This is a genomic window from uncultured Cetobacterium sp., assembly GCF_945952365.1.
GTDB lineage: Bacteria > Fusobacteriota > Fusobacteriia > Fusobacteriales > Fusobacteriaceae > Cetobacterium_A.
In genome coordinates this window covers 43,301-65,906 of record NZ_CAMFHX010000001.1, presented here as the reverse complement: position 1 = coordinate 65,906, position 22,606 = coordinate 43,301, and the positions used below count along the sequence as shown (strand labels likewise).

Below are 22,606 nucleotides of genomic sequence, written 5' to 3'. Positions count from 1 at the left end.
AAAAAATAGTGGCTGAAATACATAGCACTGCTATAGTTGAGGATGGAGCGATACTGGAACCTGGAGTTAAGATAGGTCCTTTCTGTATAGTGGGGAAAGATGTTAAAATAGGAAAAAATACAGAGTTACAATCTCACGTTGTAGTTGAAGGAATAACAGAGATAGGAGAGAATAATACAATTTACTCTTTTGTTTCAATAGGAAAGGCTTCTCAAGATTTAAAATATAAAGGAGAACCAACTAAAACTATAATTGGAGATAATAATAGTATTAGAGAGTTTGTAACAATTCATAGAGGAACAGATGATAGATGGGAAACAAGAGTTGGAAGTAACAACTTATTGATGGCTTACGTTCACGTTGCTCATGATGTTATTGTTGGAAGCAATTGCATATTAGCTAATGGAGTTACTTTAGCTGGTCATGTTACAGTGGATGACTTTGCAATAATAGGTGGATTAACACCAGTTCATCAATTCTGTAGAGTAGGATCATACTCTATGACAGGTGGAGGAAGTGCAATAAACCAGGATATCTGTCCATTTGTTATGGCTGAAGGAAACAAAGCTGTAATAAGAGGATTGAATACAGTTGGGCTTAGAAGAAAAGGGTTCACAGAAGAGGATCGTTCAAATCTGAAAAAAGCTTACAGAATAATATTTAGAAATGGAAATCCACTGAAGGATGCTTTAGCTGAATTAGAGGCTACATTCCCAGAGGATAAAAATATAAAATATCTTGTAGACTTCATAAAAGATAGTAATAGGGGGATTACAAGATAATGAAAAAAGTTGGAATAATAGTAGGTAACGGGAAGTTACCTCTATATTTCCTTAGAGAAGCTGAGGCTAAAGGGATAGAGGTATACTTAATAGGATTATTTGAAACTATCGAAGAGGAGATTAAATCTCATAAAAATTATAGAGGATTTAATATTGGAGAGATTGGAAAAATTACAAAATTTTTACTGTTAAATGATATTAAAGAGGTAGTTATGCTTGGAAAAGTTGAAAAGTCAATACTCTTCCAAGAGATGAAGTTAGATTCTTTTGGTGAAGGATTAATGGAGAAGCTACCAGATAAGAAAGATGAAACACTTTTATTTGGAGTAATCTCTTTTTTAAGATTAAACAAAATAAAAGTATTACCTCAAAATCATCTTTTAGGTGATATGATGTTTAAAGAGAGATGTTACACGTCTATTAAACCTACTAAAGAGGATGAGAAAACACTCAAAATAGGAACAGAAGCTGCAAAAGCTTTAAGTGAAGTTGATGCAGGGCAAACTGTTGTTTGTAAAGAATCCTCTGTTGTTGCTTTAGAAGGAATAGAGGGAACTGATAAAACAATTGATAGAGCTGGAGAGTATGCAGGCGAGGGTTGTGTGATAGTAAAAATGGCAAGACCTCAACAAGATATGAGAGTAGATATTCCTGCTGTAGGAATTGAAACAGTGAAAAGAGCTGTTAAAATAAAAGCTAAAGGGATAGTAGCAGAAGCTAATAAAATGTTATTCTTGGATATGAAAGAGTGTATAGAGTTAGCAGAAAAAAATAATATCTTTATTATTGGAGTGAAAATATGAAAATATTTGTTTCAACAGGAGAGGTATCAGGAGATTTACATCTATCTTATTTAGTTAAAGAGGCTAAAGAGTTGGATGGAAGTGTGCAATTTTATGGAGTTGCTGGAAAGCACTCTAAAAATGCAGGTGTCAATATTATTCAAGATATAGACGAACTCTCAATTATGGGATTTACAGAAGCTATAAAAAAATATAGTTATCTAAAAAATAAAGCACTAGAGTATTTAGAGTTTATAAAAAAAGAAGAGATAAAAAAAGTTATTATGGTAGATTATGGAGGATTTAATCTTAAATTTTTAGAGATGCTAAAAAAAGAGATTGAGGATATCGAAGTATTTTACTATATTCCACCAAAACTTTGGATTTGGGGGGAGAAAAGAATTGAAAAGTTAAAATTAGCTGACCATATAATGGTTATATTTCCTTGGGAAGTTGATTTTTATAAGAGTCATGGAGTGGATGCGATTTATTATGGAAATCCTTTCACAGAGAGATATCAAAATATAGAAAGAGAAAATAAAAGTATTCTTTTATTGCCTGGAAGTAGAAAACAGGAGATAAAATCTTTAATGCCTGATTTCTTAGAGATTGTAAAAAGAAATAAAAGTGAAAGTTATCTTTTAAAACTATCTTCGAAAGATCATCTGAAATGGATTGATGAGGATTTAACAAAATATAGTAACTTAGAGATTAGTTATGATTTGACTTTATCATCAGCAGTAAGAAAAAGTAAAATTGCAATAGCAGCGTCAGGAACGGTAACTTTAGAGTTAGCACTGCTAGGTATACCTACGATTGTTGTTTATAAAACTAATTTTATAAACTATTTTATAGCCAAATATATTCTGAATGTTGGTTTTGTATCACTGCCAAACTTAACATTGAATGAGGAAGTTTTCCCAGAGCTACTTCAAAAAGAGTGTAATGCAAATGAGATAGAAAAGAGCATGAAAATAATTTTAAAAGATTTAGACTCTGTTCAAAAAGATATAGAGAGAATAAGAGAGAAACTTTCAGGTACAGACATTACAAAAAGGTATGCTGAATTTTTATTGAAAGGAAAATAGAATGGAAAAAGTTAATAAAATAGATTCGAAAATAATGGGGTTTTTTAAAAATAAATCTTTAAAAACTTTTTTAAGATATAGTTTAAAATATAAAATGGCTATGTTAGGTGTAATAATATTATCTACAGTTACCTCTTTAATGAGTGCTGTACCAGCTTGGCTTAGTAAATATTTAATAGATGATGTTCTTGTTGCAAAAAATTCTAAAATGATGTCAATTGTAATAGGGGCTATATTCTTTTCTACAATTTTAAAAGTTATTACAAACTATTTCTCAGATGTTTATTCTGGATACATAACAGAAAAAATTAGAAGAGATATTAAAATAGATGTTTTTTCGCATCTACAAAACTTACCTTTAGCTTATTTCAAACAAAATAAGCTTGGGGATTTAATGGCTAGACTTTCTGGAGATTCAACAACTTTAGGAAGAATTGGGTTTATGTTATTTGATATGCTAAAAGAGTTTGTGACAGTTATAGCGCTTTTAGTTAGAATGTTCCAAGTGGATTTCATTTTGGCATTGATATCACTGACAGTTTTACCAGCTATTTTATCATTGGTAAAAAAGTATACTAAAAAGATTAGAAAATCTGGAAGAATTAGACAGGATACTGTTGGAGATGTAACAGCTTTCGTTCAAGAGTCACTATCTGGAATCTCTGTTATAAAGGGGTTTAATAGAAGTGAGAAGATGATAGATAACTATAGAGGTGTAACTCAGGACGAGTTTGATAAGATATATAAAGCTACAAAGATAAAAGCAAAAGTTTCACCGATAAATGAGGTTTTATCAACAATAATGATATTGTTAGTTGCAGCTTATGGAGGATATCAAATAATAGTTGCTCAAACAATGACTCCAGGAGATTTAATATCATTTATAACAGCGATAGGACTTATGCAACAACCACTGAAAACTTTAATAAAAAGAAATAGTGAGTTGCAAGAAGCACTACCTTCAGCTGATAGAGTTATAGAGATTTTAGATGTAAATTTAGAGGTTGATTATATAGGAGAAACTCCAAAAGAGGTTCCAGAGATTATAGAAACTATTAAGTTTAATAACGTTGATTTTAAATATGATGATGGAGATGAAAAAGTTCTTAAAAACTTTACATTGAATGTAAAAGCAGGAGAGGTTGTAGCTTTAGTTGGGAAAAGTGGAAGTGGAAAAACTACTCTAGTAAACTTACTGCCAAGATATTACGATATAACTGCGGGAAGTATTAAAATTAATGGAACAGATATAAGAGAGATGTCACTAAAACAATATAGAAACCATATAGGAATAGTTCCACAAGAAACTTTCTTATTCAGTGGAACTATAGGTGAAAATATAGGATTTGGAAAAGATAATGTCACTGAGGAAGAGATAATGAATGCTGCTAAGATGGCAAATGCTTATAACTTCATAATGGAGTTACCAAATCAATTTAATACTGAGGTTGGAGAAAGAGGTGTTCTTCTTTCTGGAGGACAAAAGCAAAGAATAGCTATAGCTAGAGCTTTAGTTCAAAACCCAAGTATAATGATATTAGATGAAGCAACTTCAGCTCTAGATACTGAATCAGAAAGATTGGTACAGGACGCTTTAGATAAATTGATGAAAGGTAGAACAACTTTTGTTATAGCTCATAGACTTTCAACAATAATAAATGCTGATAAGATTGTTGTGATGGAAAATGGAGAGATAAAAGAGGTTGGAAACCACAAAGAATTACTACAAAATAATGGAATATACAGAAAACTTTACGAAATTCAATTTGGGAAGATAGAACCAATAGAGATAGTGGATTTAATTGAAGCTCAAAAGCTTGAAGAGTTAGAGCAGTACGTATAGAAAGGAAGAGATGATGATAAGATTAGACGGAAGACAAACAGATGAAAAAAGAGCAGTAAAAATAACGAGAAATTACACAATGTATGCAGAAGGTTGTGTATTAATAGAGATGGGAAATACAAAGGTAATATGTACAGCAACAGTTGTAGATAAAGTGCCTCCATTCTTAAGAAATCAAGGGAAAGGTTGGATAACAGCTGAATATTCAATGTTACCAAGAGCGACTGGAGAGAGAAATCAAAGAGAAGCTGCTAAAGGTAAACTTGGTGGAAGAACTATGGAGATTCAAAGACTTATAGGAAGAGCTTTAAGAGCTTGTATAGACTTAGAGAAATTAGGAGAAAGAACAATCACTGTTGACTGTGATGTTATTCAAGCTGATGGTGGAACAAGAACTACTTCTATAACAGGTGGGTTTATCGCTTTAGAGATGGCTATGAGAAGACTTATGGAAGCTGGAACTTTAAAAGAGAATCCAATCGTTTCTAATTTAGCAGCAATTTCAGTAGGTGTTGTAAAAGGAACTCCAATTTTAGATTTAATGTACACAGAGGATTCAGAAGCTGAAGTTGATATGAACGTTATCATGAACGACAAAGGAGAGTTTGTTGAGATTCAAGGAACTGGAGAGGAATCAACATTCTCAAGAAAAGAGTTAAATGCTATGTTAGATTTAGCTGAAAAAGGTATCTACGAGTTAATAGATATCCAAAGAAAAGAGATAGAGGAGGAGTTTTCAAAGTAATGAAGATATTTTTAGCCACAGGAAATAAGAAAAAAATAGATGAAATGTCTAAAATTTTAAGTAACTCTAATTTTGAGATACTTTCTATAAAAGATGGAATCGAGATTCCTGAGGTTATAGAAGATGGAGATACTTTTGAAGAAAACTCAAAGAAAAAAGCTCTAGAACTTGCAAAGTTTACAAATATGATTACAATTTCAGATGACTCAGGGCTTTGTGTAGAAGCCTTAAATGGTGAGCCGGGAGTTTATTCTGCTAGATATGCTGGTGAGGATAGCAATGACGCTGCTAACAACAAAAAGCTTATAGAGAATCTGAAAGGTATAGAGAATAGAAAAGCTAAGTTTGTAACAGTTATAACTTTAGGAATGCCAAATGGAGAGTCACACTCTTTCAGAGGAGAGATTGAAGGAGTAATTGTAGATGAAGCAAGAGGGAAAGAAGGATTTGGTTATGACCCTCATTTCTATTTACCAGAGTATGATAAAACATTTGCAGAGATGCCTGAGATAAAAAATCAAATTAGTCACAGAGCAAAGGCTTTAGAAGCCTTAAAAAGTGGAATTGATAAAATATTAAATAGAGGCTAACCTAAGGGTTAGCTTTTTTTAAGATAAAAGAAGTTATTAGGGAGTTGAAATGTACTTAAAAGGTGTAGAGATTTATGGTTTTAAATCTTTCGGAGAGAGAATAAGAATCGACTTTGATGGTGGAATCACCTCAATCGTAGGACCTAACGGAAGTGGAAAATCAAATATATTAGATGGAATATTATGGGTTTTAGGTGAACAATCATATAAAAATATAAGAGCAAAAGAGAGTAAGGATATTATATTCTCAGGTGGAGAAGGAAAGAAACCTGCTAGTTATGCTGAGGTATCACTTTTTATAGACAATAAAGATAATTTTTTCCCGATAGAAGCTGAAAATATAAAGATAACAAGAAAAATGTCACAAAATGGTGATAATGATTATTTAATAAATGATAAAAAGGTTAGACTTAAAGATATAGGAGAGTTATTCTTAGATACTGGAGTTGGAAAAAGTGCTTACTCTGTAATTGGACAAGGAAAAGTTGAAAGAATAATATCATCTTCAAATAAAGAGATAAAAAGTATAATCGAGGAAGCTGCTGGAGTAAAAAAATTCCAATATAAAAAACTAGAAGCTGAAAAAAGATTGGAAAAAGTTCAAAATGAACTTGAGAAAATAGAGCTAGTTTTAACTGAAATTGGAGAAAATAGAAGTAGAGTAGAGAGACAATCTAAAAAAGCAGTGGAGTATCTAGAGATAAAAGATGAAAAAAATACTCTTCAAAAGGGAGTTTTAACATTTGATTTAACTTCGAAAGAGGAGATTCTAAAATCTGGAGAGAAAGAGCAGGAAAGACTTCAAAGTATGACTTCAACTTTAGATGAAGAGTTAAAGAAAGCTGAAGTACAATTGAATAGTATAGATTCTAGAAGAAAAGAGTTATATGAAAAAATAGAAAACTTCTCAGAAAGTAATACCTCTTTAAAATCAGAGATAGAGGTTTTAGAAAAAGAGGAGATAAGAGTAAGAGAAAGAACTACATCTTACACTAGAGAGTTAAAACAAAAAGAGGAAGAGTTAATTTCAATTGAAAAAACAATTCTTTCTAAAAAAGAGATAGCTCAAAAGTTAGAAGAGGAAAAAGAGAGAGTAAAAGAGAGAGTTCTTGAGATAGAGGGTAAAAACAGAGAGTTTGAAAAAGCTATCGAAGAAAAAGAGAGCGGTAAAAAAGATAAAGAGATTGGTATTGAGCTAAAAAAGAGAAAAATAATGGATTTAGAAGTTGAAAAACTAAAGCTATTAAATGAGATAGAGAGTTCAACAAGAAGAATGAAGGGAAGCGAATTCAAGATTAACTCTTTAAAAGAGGAGCAAGAAGGATTCCAGAAAAAAATTGATGAGAATTCAGTAGAGCTAGAGAAAGCTTTAAAAAATAGAGATTTAAAGTTAAAAGAGCTAAAAGAGACAGAAGAGAGACAGATAAAGCTAGAGCAAGAGATTAGTGAGTTAAGCCGTGATATGAATAAAGCTGCTGAACTTATAAGAAATGCTGAGTTTGAAGAGAAAAGAGCTTCTGCAAGACTTGGAGGTCTTTATAGAGTTCAAGAGAGTAATGAAGGGTTCTATAAAGGGGTTAAAGAGGTTTTAAATGCTAAGATAGCCGGAGTAGAAGGTGCTGTAATATCTTTAATAACAGTTCCAGAAGATTATCAAAAAGCAATTGAAGCAGCTATTCCAGGAAATCTACAAGATATAGTTGTTACAACTAGTGAAGTTGCAAAAAAAGGTATTGAAGTTTTAAAAGAGAAAAAAGCTGGAAGAGCATCATTCTTAGCATTAGATACAATAAAAGTTGGAGGAATTAAAGATGTTCCTAAACTAGATGGAGTTATTGGAAGAGCAAGTGATTTAGTTTCAGCTGAAAAAAAATATTCTAAAGTATTAGATATGTTACTAGGAAATATTTTAGTTGTAAAAGAGACAGATATCGCTTTAAAGATTTTAAAAAGTAATAGTTATAGTGGAAATATTGTAACGCTATCTGGAGAGTTGCTGAGCTCTAGAGGAAGAATTACAGGTGGAGAAAATACTAACTCTATAGTAAGTCAAATTTTTGAGAGAAAAAAAGAGATAAAAATTTTAGAAGATAGTATAAAAGAGATGACATCAAAGTTAAAAGAGTGGAACGAAAAAGTTACTATAATGAGTGATAAGCTTGAAAAATATGAAGATGAAATCGGTGGAATAGATGCTTTAGAAGATTCGCTAAGAAAACAATCGAAGCTAGCAGAAGAGCTATATAATGATTTGAAATCTAAAGGTGAAAAACTAAGTAAAGATAGTAGAGTAATAACTATTGAGATAGCAGAAGAGGAAAATTATAGCAAAGAGTATGCTAAAAGAGTTGAAAGTTCACAAAGTGAAAAAGAGATAACAGAAAAAATAGTTCTTGAATTGAAAAATGAATTAGACAGTGAAAATATTGCTATTCAAAATTTAAATTCTGAAATAAATGAACTTAAAAATCAATTCTCAGATATAAGAATTTTATATTTAAACAGTAAAGATAGATTTGTTCAAATAGAAAGAGAAGAATCTAGAGAGAAGCATGAGCAAAATGAAATTTTAGATAAAAAACAAAAAGTTTTAAATATTTTATCAGAAATAAAAAAAGAACTTGAAAAATTAGAAGAAAAGGCTCATACTATAATAGATGAGATAAAGAATAAAAATGTAAAGTTTGAAAATGAAAATGCAGAGTTAAAAGAGATGAGAAAAGAGGATCATGCTTTAGAGGAGAAATCTAAAGAGTTAATGAAGTCATCTAGAGAGATTGAATCAACTTTATTTAAAGAGAAAGAGATTTTAAATAGAGAATTAGAAAGAAAAGAGAGAATTTCAAAAGAGATAGAGGAGATATCAACTCAATTAGAAGAGCTCTTAGAGGTAGAGATTCATCTATTGAATGAAGAGGAGATAAAGACTTCGAGAGTTAGAGTAAGAGAGTTAGAGTTGAAATTGAAAAGCTTTGATTCTGTAAATCTTCTTTCAATTGAAGAGTTTAAAGAGTTAGATAACAAATATAAGTTCATTGACCTTCAAAGAGAGGATTTAGTTAAGGGAGAGAAAAGTTTATCTCTATTAATTAAAGAGATTGATGAAACAATAGAGGAAAAATTCTATGAAGCTTACGAGGAGATAAATACAAACTTCAATGAGATGTGTGTAGAAACTTTAGATAATTCAGAAGGGAAACTTTCTCTTCATAATGGAGAGGATTTTGCAAACTGTGGAGTTGAAATATCTGTGAAGTATAAAAATAAAAAGAGACAAGCACTATCATTGCTGTCGGGTGGAGAAAAATCAATGGTAGCAATAGCTTTCATTATGGCAATATTTATGTATAAGCCAAGTCCATTCACATTCTTAGATGAGATAGAAGCAGCTTTAGATGAAAAAAATACTAGAAAATTAATTGGAAAATTAAAAGAGTTTACTGATAGATCTCAATTTATTTTAATAACACATAATAAAGAAACTATGAAAGCATCAGATTCTCTATATGGAGTGACAATGAATAAAAAAATAGGAATTTCTAAATTGGTTCAAGTTAAAATTTAGAGAAGAGAGGAAAAGATGAAACTTTTATCGTATATATATTTTTTAATAACCTCAATACGAAATTGGCTTTACGATAAAAGGTATCTTAAAATCAATGAGATACCAGATGTTGATATTTTATGCATAGGGAATATAACTGTTGGAGGGACTGGAAAAACTCCAGCAGTTCAATTCTTTGCAAGAAAACTTCTGAAAATGGAGAGAAAAGTTGCGATAGTATCAAGGGGATATAGAGGAAAAAGAAAGGTTGATCCATTAATTGTAAGTGATGGAAAAAAAATATTAGTAAGCTCAAAAGAGAGTGGAGATGAGCCATATATTCACGCTTTAAACTTAAAAGTTCCTGTTATAGTAGGAAAAGATAGATACACAGCTTGCAAATTAGCAGTAGAAAAATTTGGTGTGGACACAATCATATTAGATGATGGTTTCCAACATAGAAAGCTAAAAAGAGACAGAGATATAGTTTTAATTGACGCAACAAATCCATTTGGTTGGGGAGCTTTACTACCTAAAGGTACTTTAAGAGAGGACTTTCAAACGGGTGGAGAGAGAGCTAGTGAGTTTATAATAACAAAATCAGATTTGATATCAGAAAGTGAACTAGAAACAATAAAAAGATTTTTAAAAGTTAAATTTAAAAAACCAGTTTCAGTAGCAAAGCATGGAGTGACATCTCTCTGTGATGTAAAAGGAAATGCAAAACCATTATTTTGGGTAGCTGGAAAAAGAGTATTACTTTTCTCAGGATTAGCAAACCCACTTAATTTTGAAAAGACAGTTATCTCTTTAAATCCAGAATATATCGAGAGAGTTGACTTTATGGATCATCACGATTTTAAAGAGAGAGACTTTGAAGTTATAAAAAGAAGAGCAGCAGCAATGGATGCAGATTTTATAATAACAACAGAAAAAGATTTAGTAAAAATACCGAAGGACTTAAATATAGAAAATTTATTTGTTCTTAAAATAGAGTTTACAATGTTAGAAGATAATAGTTTAGAAGGATTTGGTGAAAGTAATGAAAGATAGAATAGAAAAAAGAGTTACAAAAGTTGTTGAAAATGCAGAAATTCTTGATAAAAGAGCATATTTAACAATAGACACTGAGGGTGTTATTAGCAGAAAAAATATGAACTTTACAATACCAGCAATGGCATTTTGTAAAGATGATGAAATATTTAATGCAACTTTAGAAAAAGAGTGTAACAAAGTTGAGAGAGAGAAAGAAAAGAAGATTGAAAGATTATCAAATATCTCTATCGAAAAATTGAAAGAAAACTTTGTTAAATTAGTTATAAAGGGTGAGATTGAGTTTTCAAAAAGATATGCAAAAGAGTTAGCTTTAAGAGATAAAGAGGAGTTCTTAAAAGCTTTATTTAACTTATCTTTAATGGATAATCCTTCATCAATGAAACCTCTTATGGCTTTATCTATGAGAGAGATTATGAATACAATAGGTTGGATTGATGAAATAGGGTATTTAGTAATAAGCTATTTTACAAAACAAAGATATGATTTATATCTTTTAGAAAATGCAGAGGAAAATGAGACATTAGAAGCTATTCCAAATGAGTCATTAGCACTTGTTGCATATAAAAAAGTTTTAGAGAGTTATGAGTATAAAAACATCAAAAAGTATATTGGAGTTTTAAATGAAAGCTCTGCGAAGGCTAAAGTTAAAAATTGTTCAGAAATAGAAAGTGAAATTTTAAAAAGTATAAAACTTTAAAGGGGGCATTAGGTGTTAAATTATTTTAATATAAAAATGATTAACATTTTAGACAATAAGTCTGTTTCAAAAGATGAAATATTGAAAAAATTAGTATTCAATATGGCTGAAAATAGCAAGCTTATATTAGATAGAGATAAATTTTATGAAGAGGTTTTAGAAAGAGAGAAAGTCGGAACAACAGGGATAGGTATGGGTGTTGCAATTCCTCATGCTAGAACAGAAGCTGTACAAGATATTGTAGTATCAGTTGGGCTTTTAAAGCAACCAGTAGATTTCAACTCTTTAGATAATGAAAAAGTCAAAATAGTTATATTGGTTGGAGCACCAAAAGGTGAAAGTAAAAAATACTTGGAGTTATTATCTTCGTTATCACGTATTTTTAGAGATAAGAGAACAAGAGAGAGTATTTTAGAGAGTACGACAACAGAGTGTTTAATAGAAGCGATTGCGGAGATTGGATAGATGAAAATAGGTATATATGGCGGAAGCTTTAATCCCATTCACAATGGGCACATATATATAGCAAAATTTATTTTAAAAAAGTTAAAATTAGATAAACTACTGATAATCCCTGTTGGTAATCCATCTCATAGAGAAAACTCTTTATTAGATGGAAAGCTAAGGTTAGAGATGTGTAAAATTGCGTTTAGAAATGAAGTTCAAATAGAGATATCTGATATTGAAATTAATTCAAAAGAGGTATGTTATACTTATGATACACTTTTAGAAGTTATAAAAATGTATCCTAATTCTGAGTACTTTGAAATTATTGGAGAGGATTCAGGTGCTTATTTTCAAAAGTGGAAAAACTATGAAGAGATTTTAAAACTGTCTAAAGTTGTAATTTTACAAAGAAAAGGTTATACAACAACAATAAAAAATCAAAATATTATACATATAAAAAATAAGTTTTTAAACTTTTCATCAACTGAACTTAGAAAAGCTGTAATGTCAGGTTATAGTATAGAAAATATGGTTCCAAAAGAGATTGAGGAGTTTATAAAAAACAATAAATTATATATGAAGTAAAAAGAGGTAGCATAAAAACTACCTCTTTTGTTCACTTAAAGGCCATTTTTTTTATGGAAAAAATGTTCTAAATATGGTAAAATTTATTGATTTATTGAGAGGAGATAAAAGATGAGTTTATTAGTACCAAATCATATAGCAATTATTATGGATGGAAATGGTCGTTGGGCAAAATCTAAAGGAATGCCTAGAACATATGGACATAAAGCTGGAGCAGATACATTAAGGAAGATATTGACATCTTGTGGGGAATTAGGAGTGAAATATCTAACAGTTTATGCATTTTCTACAGAGAATTGGAAAAGAGCTAAAGAGGAAGTAGATACATTGATGTTTCTTTTTAAAACTTATTTAAAAAATGAGAAGAGATTGTTGATGAGAAACAATGTAAAATTCATAGTTTCAGGAAGAAAAGAGGGCGTTAGTGAGGATCTTTTAAATGAGATTAAAAAGCTAGAGGAAGCGACAAAAGGAAACACTGGAATAACTTTGAATATAGCGTTTAACTATGGAGGAAGAGCTGAGTTAGTTGATGCTATTAAAAAAATTGTAGAAAATAAAGAGGAAAATATAACAGAGGAAACTGTAGAAAAATATTTATACAATCAATTACCAGATCCAGAGTTGCTGATAAGAACAAGTGGAGAGATAAGAATTTCTAATTTTTTATTGTGGCAGATAGCCTATTCTGAAATATATGTAACAGATACTTATTGGCCAGACTTTGATAAAGCCGAGCTAATAAAAGCAATAGAAAGTTATCAAAAAAGAGATAGGCGTTTTGGAGGAGTAAAATAGATGTTAAATAGAATATTAGTAGCTTTGGTAGGAATACCACTTTTAATGACGATGTTATTAAAGGGAGGGTTTTTACTATTACTGTTTGTAAACTTTGTTATTTTAGTTGGATTGTTTGAATTCTATAAGATGGCAGAGATTGGTGGAAAAAAAGCAGATGTAAACTTAGGATACTTTGCAGGATTGGCAATTCCAAATATAATTTATTTTTCAAATGCAAATGATACAACACTAATACTTATGCCTTTGACGATGTTGACTATAATATTGATTGGAAAAAAAGTTTTACAAAATAAAGTAGAAAATTCGAGTAGAGATATAGGAATAACTGTTTTAGGAGTAGTTTATGTTTCTGGTTTATTCTCACATTTACTATTGATGAACTATCTCCCTAATGGCGGAAAGTGGCTTTTATCAATTCAAATTTTAGTTTGGGTTTGTGACTCGTTTGCATACTTTGTAGGAATGGGAATTGGTAGAAAGATATTTAAAAGAGGTTTTAGTTCAATAAGTCCTAAAAAATCTATAGAAGGATCTATAGGAGGAACTGTTTTTACAATGCTGACAATTTATTTAATAAATAAATATTTCAATATCTTTGGAGCAGATGTTAGTACAGTAATGGTTTTATTAGTTGGATTCCTTATAAGTATTGTAGCTCAAATAGGTGATTTAGGAGAATCTATGTTCAAAAGAGAGTTTAAGGTTAAAGATTCAGGAAGATTATTAGGAGAACATGGTGGAATTTTGGATAGATTTGACAGTATGTTATTTGTAGTTCCAACGGTGTATTATTTATTAAAACTTATTTAAAAAATAGGGTAGCTTATTAAAAAAGCTACCATTTTTTTAGAAAACAAACGATTTAAGAGGAGTAGAGTATGAAAAATATAACTATTTTAGGTTCTACGGGAAGCATAGGAACAAGTGCTTTAAAGGTTATAGAAGCAAAAAAAGAGGAGTTCAATGTTTTAGGAATATCTGGATATTCAAATTTTGAACTGTTAAAAGAGCAGATTGAAAAATTTAATCCAAAATATATTTGTATAGGTGATGAAAATAAAGCAAAAGAGTTAGAAAGTATATATCCTGAAAAAATTATTTATTTTGGAGATGAAGGATTGAAAACTATGGGAGCTTTAGACGAAGCTGATATAGTTTTAACTGCAATAAGTGGAGCTGTTGGGATTGAAGCTACAGTCGAAGCTATAAAAAAAGAGAAGAGAATAGCTCTTGCAAATAAAGAGACAATGGTTGCAGCGGGAGAATATATAAATAAACTTTTAAAAGATTATCCTAAAGCTGAGATAATTCCAGTTGATAGTGAGCACTCAGCACTTTTCCAAAGTATGCAAGGAAGTTCTAAGGACGAGGTTAAAACTTTAATTATAACAGCTAGTGGTGGAACATTTAGAGGGAAAAAGTTAGAGGAATTAAAAGATGTTACTGTGGAACAAGCTTTAAAACATCCAAACTGGTCTATGGGAAGAAAAATAACAATAGATTCATCAACATTAGTAAATAAAGGATTAGAAGTTATTGAAGCACATATGCTGTTTAATATAGATTATGACAATATAGAGGTTTTGGTTCATCCACAGAGTATTATTCACTCGATGGTTGAGTTTGAAGATAGCTCTATAATTGCTCAAATAGGTGTTCCTGATATGAAGTTACCAATTCAATATGCTTTTACATATCCTAAAAGAGAGGCTAGTTCAGAGTTAGAAAGATTGAATCTAAGAAAACTGAAAGAGTTAACTTTTGATGAAGTAGATAGTGAAGTTTTCAAAGGTGTAGATTTAGCATTTAAAGCGGGTAGAACTGGAAAAACAATGCCTTGTGTTTTCAATTCAGCAAATGAAGTTGCGGTTGAACTATTTTTAAAAGGTAAGATAAAATTCTTAGAGATTTATGAAATAATAGAAAAAGCTATGCAGCAACATGAAGTAAAAGAGATAGATTCGTTAGAAGTAATAAAAGATGTAGATAAAGAAACAAGAAAGTGGGTTTATAGTAATTATGCAAGAGATTAAAAAAGGAAGATTAATAGTTATAGAGGGAACAGATTCAAGTGGAAAGGAAACTCAAACAGCTTTATTGTTTGAGAGATTATCAGAAAAAGTTGAAAAAATTAGAAAGATATCATTTCCAAATTATGAAAGTCCAGCTTGTGAACCAGTGAAGATGTATTTAGCAGGAGAGTTTGGAACAGATGCAACAGCAGTAAATCCATATCCAGTTTCAACGATGTACGCTATTGATAGATATGCTTCATTTAAAAAGGATTGGGGTATTTTTTATAATGAGGGTGGAGTAATTGTAACAGATAGATATACAACATCAAATATGGTTCATCAAGCTTCTAAAATAGAAAATGTAAAAGATAAAGAGTCATACTTAGATTGGTTAGAGGATTTAGAATACAACAAAATGGAGATTCCAAAACCAGATTTAGTTATATTTTTAAATATGCCAACGGATATGGCTCAAAAATTAATGGCAGAAAGAAAAAATAAAATTACTGGTGAAGCAAAAAAAGATATTCATGAAAAAGATGAGGAGTATCTAAAAAAATCTCATGCTAATGCGTGTGAAGTTTCAAAAAAATATTCTTGGTCTGAGATAAAATGTGTTGAAGATGGAAGATTAAAAACAATTGAAGAGATTTCAGATGAGATATATAGTCTTGTAATGAAAACTTTATAACAGGAGGAAAAATGGATATAATAATAGCGCTATTGCTACTAGGAGTTATAATATTTATACATGAGTTAGGACATTTTTTAGCAGCTAGATTTTTTAGAATGCCTGTTTCAGAGTTTTCAATCGGAATGGGACCAGAGTTATACTCTTATTACACTGGAAGAACGTTATATTCAATAAGAATAATACCGATTGGTGGTTTTGTTAATATTGATGGAATGGAAGTGGATAGTAAAGTTGAAAATGGATTTAATAGTAAATCTCCGATTGCAAGATTTACGGTTTTATTTGCAGGAGTATTTATGAATTTCCTACTGGCATTTACAGTAATATTAGGAGCTACTTTCATGTCTGGAAAAGGAGTTCAAAATACAAACCCAGTTGTTGGAAGTATAATAAAAGATGTTAAAGCTTCAACTGTTTTGAAAGAGAAGGATGTAATAAAAGAGATAGATGGAGTAAAAATAGTTAATTGGTCTGATATTGGTGAAACTATTGCAAAAGATTCTGAAAAAAAAGAGATTTTAGATGTGATAGTTGAAAGAGCAGGTCAGGATTTAACATTACAAGTTCCTTTAACAAAAGTAAGTGAAGATAGAGCCCCAATAATGGGAATAGTTCCAGAGTATACTTTTGAAAGATTTGGACTGGTTGAAGGAGTAAAGCAAGCTTCGAAAATATTTGTAGGTGTATTTGAAGATACTTTAGGTGGAGTTAAGATGCTTTTAACTGGTAAAGTTAAAGCCAAAGATATAAGTGGTCCTGTTGGAATAGTTAAAGTTGTAGGAGATGCTAGTAGAAGTCAAAGCTCAGGAATTTTAGTATGGCTTTTAGCAATTTTATCTGTAAATGTTGGAATATTTAATTTATTACCTTTCCCTGCTTTAGATGGTGGAAGAATAATATTTGTAATTTTAGAGTTAGTAGGAATAAAAGTTGATAAAAAACTAGAAGAAAGAGTTCATACTGCTGGAATGTTACTACTATTTGGACTTATAATATTTGCGACTGCTAACGATATATTTAATATTTTTAAATTATAATTGAAATAAGGACGTGATATTGTGACTAAAAGAGATCGTATAAAAAGAACAGCAACGATTTTATTTGCTGCAAATGGAATAAGAAATACAAAAATAGAGGATATAGCAAATGTATTAGAGATGGCTAAAGGTGGATTTTACTATTATTTTAAAAGTAAAGAAGAGTTACTACAAGAGATAATGGACAACTCAGTTATAAGTAGAAGAGAGTTTTTAAAAGAAGTTGGAGATTTAGATATTCCATTTGAAGAAAAATTAAAAATGATAATAAGAAGAAGATTAAGCTTAAGAGATGATAGATACAATCTGTTTTTATTTGCTAAAATTTATGAAAATGGTGAGATAAATTTAACTTATGATGAATATATGAAAAGAGATATAATTTTTAGTGAATTTTTAATAAAAAATAAAGATTATATAAAAGATGAGTATAAAAATCAGATTGAAAAAATAAGAACGATGTTAAGTTCATCTTTAACAGCTTTACTGTTATATTTAATAACACAGACTGGAATTGAAGTTACAAATGAAGAAAGTTATAAAAAAATGGTAGAAAAATATGCAACTCTTGATATAGATAAAGAGATAGAGATGTATTATGATATGTTCTTAAAATCAATAGTAAAATAGATTATATAAAAAGAAGGAAAAAAGCTGAAAAAATAGAACTAATGTTTAGAGTGAAACTCTTTGAAATAATCTAGAACAGAAAATTTCAAAAAAGTCTTGAAAAATAACAAAATATCAATTATAATACATTGTTAACGAAAATAGAAAATAGGAGGAAAAATGAAAAAATCGATATTAGTAGTTTCAGAAAGAAAAGAAACGTTAAAGCAAGTAAGAAAATCTTTGTCAGAAGTTTATGAAATAATTACATTTAATAACCTGTTAGATGCGTTAGATATGTTAAGAGAGAGTGACTTTGATGTGGTATTATTAGATGAATACCTAACTTGGTTCAACTTCTCAGAAGCAAAAAGAAAATTAAATGGAATAGGTAAGGACTTCGTAGTAATAGGATTATTAGATGAAGAAAATGAAGCTTTAATTCAAGAGATGAAAGAAGCGGATATTTACAACTACTTATTAAAGCCAGTAGATGTTAAAGAGATGAACAGAATAATGATACCAGCTCTAAGAAACTTAGAGATAGTAAAAGAAAAAAGAAAGCTAGAAGAGAAACTTTCAGATAGCGAAGATGAGAATGAAATCATCGGACAATCTACAAGAGTTAAAGAGGTTAAAAACCTAATTGAAAAAGTTGCAGAAAGTGATTTAACAGTTTTAATCACTGGAGAAAATGGAGTTGGAAAAGAGCTAATCGCTAAAGAGATATTTAAGAGAAGTGATAGAAGAAAAGAAAATTATATCACAATATCTTGTGCTTCATTACCAGAAGATTTAATTGAAAGAGAGTTATTCGGATATGAAAGAGGAGCTTTCTTAGGAGCAACAAGCAGCAAAAAAGGAATTTTAGAGGAAGCTGATGGAGGAACTGTATTCTTAGACGAGATTTCAGCTATGGATTTAAAAGCTCAAGCTAAAGTTTTAAGAGTTATCGAATACGGTGAATTCAGAAGAGTTGGAGGAAATAAATCTAGAAGAGTTGATGTAAGATTTATCGTTTCAACAAATAGAGATTTAAAAGAGGAAACTGAAAAAGGTAAATTCAGAAAAGATTTATACCATAGATTAACTGCTTTCCCAATTGAAGTTCCACCTTTAAGAGATAGAAAAGATGACATTCCTATGTTAGCAAACTACTTCTTAAATAAAATAGTAAAAGATTTAAGAAGAGAGATTCCTGTAATTTCAGGAGACGCTATGAAATATTTAATGGAATATTCATACCCTGGAAACATTAGAGAATTAAAGAATATGATCGAAAGAATGGTAATTTTATGTAACGATAGAAGTATCGATGTAGAAGATTTACCTTTAGAGATTAAAATGAAATCTGATACAGTAGAAAATAAAACTGTAATTGGAGTAGGACCTTTAAAAAATATATTAGAGCAAGAGATCTACGCTTTAGACGAAGTTGAGAAAGTTGTAATAGCTATGGCTTTACAAAAGACAAGATGGAACAAGCAAGAGACTTCTAAACTTTTAGGAATTGGAAGAACAACTCTTTATGAGAAAATAAGAAAGTACGGATTAGATACAAAATAATATTTTACAAAATTTTCGGAGGGGTTAAAAAATGGCAATTAGAAAGTTTAGAAAAAATATGAAACCAGTTATCTGGGTAGTAACAATACTGTTTTTCATCACATTGATAGCTGGATTTGCAACATCATTTAGAAATGGTTCACCAAATTCACAATTAGCTTTTAAACTAAATGGTAAAAAAGTTACAATGATGGAAGCTCAGAGATCTATGGCTATAATGTCTGAAAACTATAAGAGATATTTAGGACCAACAATAGATTCTGAAACAATGAATGTTATAGCTTTTAATGAAGTAATAAATAGAAATCTTTTATTAGATATGGGAGATAAACTAAAAGTAAAGGTTTCTAGTTCAGAAATAAATGAACAGATGAATGGAATAAAAGCAGCTTTCCCAGATAAGGATCAATTCAAAAATGCTCTTTTAAGTCAAGGTTATACAACAAAGACTTTAGAAAAAGAGATAAAAGAAAACTTAATTTTACAAAAAGTTTCTGAAATGATTGGAGCAGAGGTTAAGGTAACTACAGAAGAGATTGCCGATAATTATGCAGATTACAAATATACAATGTTCCAAGGTCAACCTTTAGAAAATGTTCAAGCTCAGATTGAGCAAGGTTTAAAAGCACAAAAAGCTGCTGAAATCTATGCAAAAGAGATGACGAAAGCAAGAGCAGATATGAAATTAGAGGATTTAGATAGATCATTTGATAACTATATAGAAAAAGAAGAGTTTGAATTTGATGGAATTAAAGTAACTAATGTAGAGTATGCAAAAAGAGTTTTAAATAGCTTAGCTATGACAAAAGGAGAGGTAGATGAAGCTAAAGAGTTAGCTAAAACTTCTATCGAATCTGAAATAAAACTTTTAAAATCAGCAGAGGCTAAAGGGATAAAACCAGAAGCTGGATTACCTTTAGATTTACAAGTTGCAAATTCAGTAAAAGAACTTTATACTCAATTAAAGTCAGATGTAAAATATACAGAAGATGATTTAAAAGAGTTTTTTGAAGAAAACAGACTAAACTATGACATACAAAAAAGTGCTACAGCAGATATAGCTATTTTAAAAGTAGAAGCAACAGAAGGGGACGATCAAGTCGCAAAAGTAAAGGCAGAGGAGTTGTTGAAAAAATTAACACCTGAAAACTTTGCTAAAATGGCTAAAGAAAATTCAGATGGACCAAGTGGACCAGCTGGGGGATCGTTAGGAACGTTTAAAAAGGGAGATATGGTAAAGCCGTTTGAAGATGCAGCTTTTACAGGAAAAGCAGGAGAGATTTATCCTGAAGTTGTTAAGACTCAATTTGGATATCATTTAATCTTTGTTCAAGAGAAGAATGAAGCGGATGATACAGTTACAGCAAGCCATATTTTAATAATTCCAGAACCTTCTGAAGAGACATTGGCATCTAAATTAGAGCAAGTTTCTCAAATTGTAGCAGATTTAACTAATAAAACAATAACTTTTGCAGATTTAAAAAATGAAGCAGCAGTTGTGTTCTCTGAAAAAATAGATGGAATTACAGAAGAGGGATATATTCCTGGATTAGGATATAATGAAGAGTTAGCAAAATCAGTTTATGGATCTGAACTAAATAAAGTTGGATTTATAAAGGATCAAAAAGATTATATAATCTATAGAAAAGATTCTCAGATAGATGAGAAAAAAGCTGAGTTCTCAGAATATGAAGAGCAAGTTAAATCAGATTATATAAATGCAAAAGCTCAAGAAGCATTAAAAGAGATAGAGTTAAGCACAAAAGTTACAGAAAATTAGAAAAGTTTAAAGAAGGATTTTTAAAATCCTTCTTTTTCTTTCTTTTTTATTAAAAAAAAATTGCATATTTACTAGAAATATAATATAATTTAGGATAGAGCGGTTTGCTCTTAAATATTATTTACTCATAAAACCTTAAAAGATTGGGAGAATATTAATGAAATACAAATCAGAAGATATTGATTTATTGTTACAACAATTACATATTGAAGATGTTGTAGGAGAGGTTGTAGACTTAAAAAAAACAGGGGCTAACTATAAAGGTCTGTGCCCATTTCATCAAGATAACAATCCATCATTTGTAGTAAGTCCAAGCAAAAATATTTGTAAGTGCTTTGTTTGTGGCGCAGGTGGTAATCCTATAAAATTTTACTCAGAGTATAAAAAAATATCTTTTGTTGAAGCAATAGAGGAATTAGCAAAGAAATATAATATCCCAATAAAAAAAGTAGGAAATAGTAAAGTTAATGAAAATAAAGAGTACTATGATATTATGGAAGCAGCTCATAATTACTACAAAGAGGAGATATTTAAGAATACGGCTAGAGACGCATTAGAGTATCTATCAAAAAGAAAGATAAATCCAAAGTTAATAAAAGATAACGGGATAGGTTATGCACCAAATTTATGGACAGGGCTTTATGATTATCTTATAACAAAAGGATTTTTAAAACAGAAAATATTTGATTTAGGTCTTGCTAAAGAGAGTGAAAAGGGAATATATGACTCTTTTAGAAATAGAATAATATTTCCGATATATTCAGTCGCGGGAAAGGTAATAGCCTTTGGTGGAAGATCCTTAGAGGACAGTAAAGAGATCCCTAAGTATATCAATTCTCAAGAAACACCAATATTTAGCAAAGGACGAAATCTATATGGATTCATTCAAAAAGGTAGTAATATAAAAAAGAAAAGTTATTCTATTTTAATGGAAGGATATATGGATGTTTTATCAGCACATTCATATGGTTTTGATGTAGCATTAGCACCATTAGGAACTGCTTTAACAGAGGAGCAAGGGCAACTATTAAAAAAATATACAAGTAATGTAATTTTATCTTTTGATATGGATGAAGCGGGTCAAAAAGCAACAGAAAGAGCAATAATGATTTTAAAATCAGAAGGCTTTAATATAAGAGTTTTAGTTTATAAAGATGCAAAAGATCCAGATGACTATTTAAAGAAATTTGGAAAGGAAGCATTTTTAAAAGTTGTTAAAGAGTCATTAGAAGCTTTCGATTACTTATATAGCAGATATTCTTCTGAATATAGTTTAGATGATCATATGTCTAAACAGAATTTTATAAATAGATTTAAAGAATTTTTTCAATGCTTAGAAAACGATCTTGAAAAAAGTTTATATATGGATAAATTAGCAAAATCATTAAATATCGATATAGATATATTGAAATCAATTTTAGTAACAAGTAATAAAAAGAGAATAAAAAATACTTACAAAAAAAAAGAGGAAACTAAAGATTTAGACGAAAAAGGTCTATGTAATCTAGAAAAATTAACTCTAGCATTAATTCTTTCTGAAAATGAGTATTTTAATGATTTTAGAAATAAAAAAATTAATAGCAGTTTAGGAAATAAAATTTTCCAATATATTGAGTTTTTATTAGAAAATAATCAAAAAAGTACTAATATAATTAAAGATATAATTTTAACAGGAAATCTAACCCAAGAAGAAGAAAAGGAGTTGGTAAATATTTCCTTGCTTTCTATAGATGATTTTTCAAGTAAATTAGATGTAGAAAAAGGATTCCAAATTATTTTTATGTCATGGTTTATACTAGAACTAAAAGAGTCTTTAAAAGAGAGAGTTAACCTTTTAAAGCATATTCAGTTAAAAAAAATAGAAGATAAATTGAAACAGCAAATAGAGTTCAATGACCTTCGAGCATTGTATGTAGAGTTTAAAAGTATCAATGCCTAAAATTTT

At 29.9% G+C, this 22,606-nt stretch carries 20 protein-coding genes; all 20 read left to right on the top strand.

Going from position 1 to position 22,606, the window contains the following annotated elements; all coding sequences use genetic code 11:
* The first annotated feature begins 8 nt into the window (after positions 1-8).
* The 20 genes from lpxA (at position 9) to dnaG (ending at position 22,600) form a co-directional block, all read left to right on the top strand.
* Complete coding sequence (gene lpxA / locus Q0O83_RS00325) at positions 9-782, top strand: acyl-ACP--UDP-N-acetylglucosamine O-acyltransferase (protein ID WP_294092941.1); 774 nt, start codon at positions 9-11, stop codon at positions 780-782.
* Positions 782-1,585, top strand: a complete 804-nt coding sequence (gene lpxI, locus Q0O83_RS00320) for a UDP-2,3-diacylglucosamine diphosphatase LpxI (RefSeq protein ID WP_294092939.1) — start codon at positions 782-784, stop codon at positions 1,583-1,585. The genes lpxA and lpxI overlap by 1 nt, the downstream gene beginning before the upstream one ends.
* A complete protein-coding gene (gene lpxB, locus Q0O83_RS00315; protein WP_294092936.1) occupies positions 1,582-2,652 on the top strand; it encodes a lipid-A-disaccharide synthase in 1,071 nt (356 codons plus the stop codon). The genes lpxI and lpxB overlap by 4 nt, the downstream gene beginning before the upstream one ends.
* Position 2,653: 1 nt before the next feature.
* Positions 2,654-4,495: an ABC transporter ATP-binding protein gene (locus Q0O83_RS00310; RefSeq protein WP_294092934.1), complete on the top strand. Its 1,842-nt coding sequence runs from the start codon at positions 2,654-2,656 to the stop codon at positions 4,493-4,495.
* A 13-nt stretch (positions 4,496-4,508) separates the two neighbouring features.
* Positions 4,509-5,240, top strand: a complete 732-nt coding sequence (gene rph / locus Q0O83_RS00305) for a ribonuclease PH (RefSeq protein ID WP_294092931.1) — start codon at positions 4,509-4,511, stop codon at positions 5,238-5,240.
* Complete coding sequence (locus Q0O83_RS00300; protein ID WP_294092929.1) at positions 5,240-5,830, top strand: XTP/dITP diphosphatase; 591 nt, start codon at positions 5,240-5,242, stop codon at positions 5,828-5,830. The genes rph and Q0O83_RS00300 overlap by 1 nt, the downstream gene beginning before the upstream one ends.
* A 49-nt stretch (positions 5,831-5,879) precedes the next feature.
* Positions 5,880-9,395 carry a chromosome segregation protein SMC gene (gene smc, locus Q0O83_RS00295; protein WP_294092927.1) on the top strand — a complete coding sequence of 1,172 codons (3,516 nt, stop codon included), beginning with the start codon at positions 5,880-5,882 and terminating at the stop codon, positions 9,393-9,395.
* Positions 9,396-9,410: 15 nt separating this feature from the next.
* On the top strand, positions 9,411-10,427 hold the full coding sequence (gene lpxK, locus Q0O83_RS00290) for a tetraacyldisaccharide 4'-kinase (RefSeq protein ID WP_294092925.1): 1,017 nt from the start codon (positions 9,411-9,413) through the stop codon (positions 10,425-10,427).
* Positions 10,417-11,127: a hypothetical protein gene (locus Q0O83_RS00285; RefSeq protein WP_294092923.1), complete on the top strand. Its 711-nt coding sequence runs from the start codon at positions 10,417-10,419 to the stop codon at positions 11,125-11,127. Before lpxK ends, Q0O83_RS00285 begins: the two co-directional genes overlap by 11 nt.
* A gap of 12 nt (positions 11,128-11,139) precedes the next feature.
* Complete coding sequence (locus Q0O83_RS00280) at positions 11,140-11,592, top strand: PTS sugar transporter subunit IIA (protein ID WP_294092922.1); 453 nt, start codon at positions 11,140-11,142, stop codon at positions 11,590-11,592.
* Positions 11,593-12,159 (top strand): nicotinate-nucleotide adenylyltransferase, encoded by a 567-nt coding sequence (gene nadD / locus Q0O83_RS00275; protein WP_294092921.1) that lies wholly within the window; start codon positions 11,593-11,595, stop codon positions 12,157-12,159.
* 111 nt (positions 12,160-12,270) lie between these two features.
* The gene (locus Q0O83_RS00270; RefSeq protein ID WP_294092920.1) at positions 12,271-12,957 is read left to right on the top strand and encodes an isoprenyl transferase; all 687 of its coding nucleotides are present in this window, start codon (positions 12,271-12,273) and stop codon (positions 12,955-12,957) included.
* Positions 12,958-13,770 carry a phosphatidate cytidylyltransferase gene (locus Q0O83_RS00265; RefSeq protein WP_294092919.1) on the top strand — a complete coding sequence of 271 codons (813 nt, stop codon included), beginning with the start codon at positions 12,958-12,960 and terminating at the stop codon, positions 13,768-13,770. It begins immediately after the preceding gene.
* 68 nt (positions 13,771-13,838) lie between these two features.
* The gene (gene dxr, locus Q0O83_RS00260; protein ID WP_294092918.1) at positions 13,839-14,993 is read left to right on the top strand and encodes a 1-deoxy-D-xylulose-5-phosphate reductoisomerase; all 1,155 of its coding nucleotides are present in this window, start codon (positions 13,839-13,841) and stop codon (positions 14,991-14,993) included.
* On the top strand, positions 14,980-15,666 hold the full coding sequence (locus Q0O83_RS00255) for a deoxynucleoside kinase (protein WP_294092917.1): 687 nt from the start codon (positions 14,980-14,982) through the stop codon (positions 15,664-15,666). Before dxr ends, Q0O83_RS00255 begins: the two co-directional genes overlap by 14 nt.
* 11 nt (positions 15,667-15,677) lie before the next feature.
* Positions 15,678-16,706 (top strand): M50 family metallopeptidase, encoded by a 1,029-nt coding sequence (locus Q0O83_RS00250; protein WP_294092915.1) that lies wholly within the window; start codon positions 15,678-15,680, stop codon positions 16,704-16,706.
* Positions 16,707-16,727: 21 nt separating this feature from the next.
* Positions 16,728-17,336, top strand: a complete 609-nt coding sequence (locus tag Q0O83_RS00245) for a TetR/AcrR family transcriptional regulator (protein ID WP_294092913.1) — start codon at positions 16,728-16,730, stop codon at positions 17,334-17,336.
* A gap of 159 nt (positions 17,337-17,495) precedes the next feature.
* Positions 17,496-18,881, top strand: a complete 1,386-nt coding sequence (locus tag Q0O83_RS00240) for a sigma-54 dependent transcriptional regulator (RefSeq protein ID WP_294092911.1) — start codon at positions 17,496-17,498, stop codon at positions 18,879-18,881.
* A 31-nt stretch (positions 18,882-18,912) separates the two neighbouring features.
* Positions 18,913-20,661 carry a peptidylprolyl isomerase gene (locus Q0O83_RS00235; protein WP_294092907.1) on the top strand — a complete coding sequence of 583 codons (1,749 nt, stop codon included), beginning with the start codon at positions 18,913-18,915 and terminating at the stop codon, positions 20,659-20,661.
* A 157-nt stretch (positions 20,662-20,818) separates the two neighbouring features.
* Positions 20,819-22,600, top strand: coding sequence for a DNA primase (gene dnaG, locus Q0O83_RS00230; protein ID WP_294092903.1), 1,782 nt, complete (start codon positions 20,819-20,821; stop codon positions 22,598-22,600).
* The last annotated feature ends 6 nt before the right edge of the window (positions 22,601-22,606 follow it).